The organism is Pseudomonas sp. GM84, assembly GCF_000282535.1.
Taxonomy (GTDB): domain Bacteria; phylum Pseudomonadota; class Gammaproteobacteria; order Pseudomonadales; family Pseudomonadaceae; genus Aquipseudomonas.
On the sequence record NZ_AKJC01000296.1, the window covers coordinates 1 to 2,040 of the forward strand.

At 65.6% G+C, this 2,040-nt stretch carries 1 protein-coding gene; it reads left to right on the top strand.

Going from position 1 to position 2,040, the window contains the following annotated elements; genetic code table 11:
• The first annotated feature begins 112 nt into the window (after positions 1–112).
• Positions 113–1,900: an ABC transporter ATP-binding protein gene (locus PMI38_RS21125; RefSeq protein ID WP_043274055.1), complete on the top strand. Its 1,788-nt coding sequence runs from the start codon at positions 113–115 to the stop codon at positions 1,898–1,900.
• The last annotated feature ends 140 nt before the right edge of the window (positions 1,901–2,040 follow it).

The window sequence follows — 2,040 nt, forward strand, 5'->3', positions numbered from 1 at the left end:
AAGCCGGCTCCCACAGGAACACCACAGGTTTCAAATACTGCGCCCTACCTGTGGGAGCCGGCTTGCCGGCGATAGGGCCAGTGGCAGCACCTTGAACACTGAGGAAACCACCGTGACATCGACCCACCGCCTGCCCGATGGCTGGGATATCCGCCACCTCCCCGACACCCCCATGGCCTTCGTCCGCGCCTTCATCCTGCGCCACCCGCTGGCCTACAGCGGCATGCTCGCCCTGCAAACCGTGTCGGTACTCTGCGCCGTCCTGGTCCCCTGGCAACTGGGCCAGATCACCCGCCTGGTCAGCCAGGGCCTGGAAGCCGCCCGCGCCGTCGACACGCTGGCCTGGCCCCTGGCCGGCTTCGCCGCGCTGCTGACCGTGGAAATGCTCAGCATGCGCCTGGCCAGCGGCCTGCACATCCACACCGTGCCCCGCCAGCGGCGCGCCGTGACCCAAGCGCTGTTCGCCTACCTGCAGCGCCATTCGCACCGCTACATCACCAGCGAGTTCGCCGGCGCCTTGGCGCACCGCATCAGCGAAGTGGCGCTGGGCACCACCCAGACCCTGGCGATCCTCATCTTCGACCTGATCCCGCTGCTGGCCACCCTGACCCTGGCGGTGGTCCTGCTGGCCACCGCCAACGCCTGGCTGGCCGCCTTCATGGGCCTGTGGGCCGTGGGCTTTCTCACCCTGTGCTGGTTCCTGGCCCGCCGCAGCCACCCCCTGGCCCGCGACTTCGCCGCCGCGCGCAGCGTCAGCACCGGCAAGGTGGTGGATGCGGTCACCAACCTCACCAACATCCGCCTGTTCGCCCGTCATCCCTACGAGCATGGTTACCTGGGCCGTTTCCTCGACCGCGAGGTAGCCGCCGCCGACCGCTCGCTGGGCTACATGGAAAAGATCCGCTGGCTGCAGAATGCCTGCGGCGTGCTGCTCAAGCTCGGCATCCTGGGGCTGGCGCTGTGGCTGTGGCAGCGCGGCAGCATCGACATCGCTACCTTTGTCACCGCTACCAGCCTGTCACTGATGATCATCGCCGACGTGGCTGGCCTGTCGCGCCGTTTGCTGGAGTTTTTCGAGGCCATGGGCAACATCGCCAACGGCGTGCGCACGCTGGTGCGCCCGCATGAAGTGCGCGATGCCAGCGAGGCGCGGGAATTGAAGGTGGAGCGCGGCGAGGTGCGGTTTGCCGACGTGACCTTTGGCTACCATCCCGGCCGGCCGATTTTCCGGGGTCTGGACCTGCATATTCCGGCTGGTCAGCGGGTCGGGCTGGTGGGCGCTTCCGGCTCGGGCAAGTCGACGCTGCTGGGGTTGCTGCTGCGTTTGTATGACGTTGACGACGGGCAGGTGCTGATCGATGGCCAGGATGTGCGCACGGTCACCCAGCATTCGCTGCACGAGCAGGTTGGGTTGATCCCACAGGAGCCAGGGCTGTTCCACCGCAGCATTCGCGAGAACATTCATTACGGTCGCCTCGATGCCGGGGACGATGCCGTGCAGGCCGCCATCGACCGGGCAGGGGCGAGGGATTTCATCGAGTCCATGGAGTTGGGGTTCGACTCGCTGGTGGGGGAGCGCGGCGTGAAGTTGTCCGGTGGCCAACGGCAGCGCATCGCGATTGCCCGGGTGTTGCTGAAGAATGCGCCGATTCTGGTGATGGACGAGGCGACGTCGAGCCTGGATTCGATTACCGAGCGGTACATTCAGGACAAGCTGGACGAGATCATGGAAGACAAGACGGTGATCGTGGTGGCGCATCGGTTGTCGACGGTGGCGCATCTGGATCGGATCGTGGTGTTTGATGGTGGGCGGATTGTCGAGGATGGCAGTCATGCGCAGTTGCTGGCGCGGCGGGGGTATTACCATCGGTTGTGGAGTCGGCAGGGGGAGGTGGCTTGAGGGTTTTGAAGTGCCCGGCGGAGGGGATTTTGCGCCTATGACATCGAGCGCCGCCCGCGCGGCGCATCGCGAGCAAGCTCGCTCCTACATTTGTTGCAACGTGCCTATGTCTGATAGGGCATGGTTGTCAGCCTGGTTGG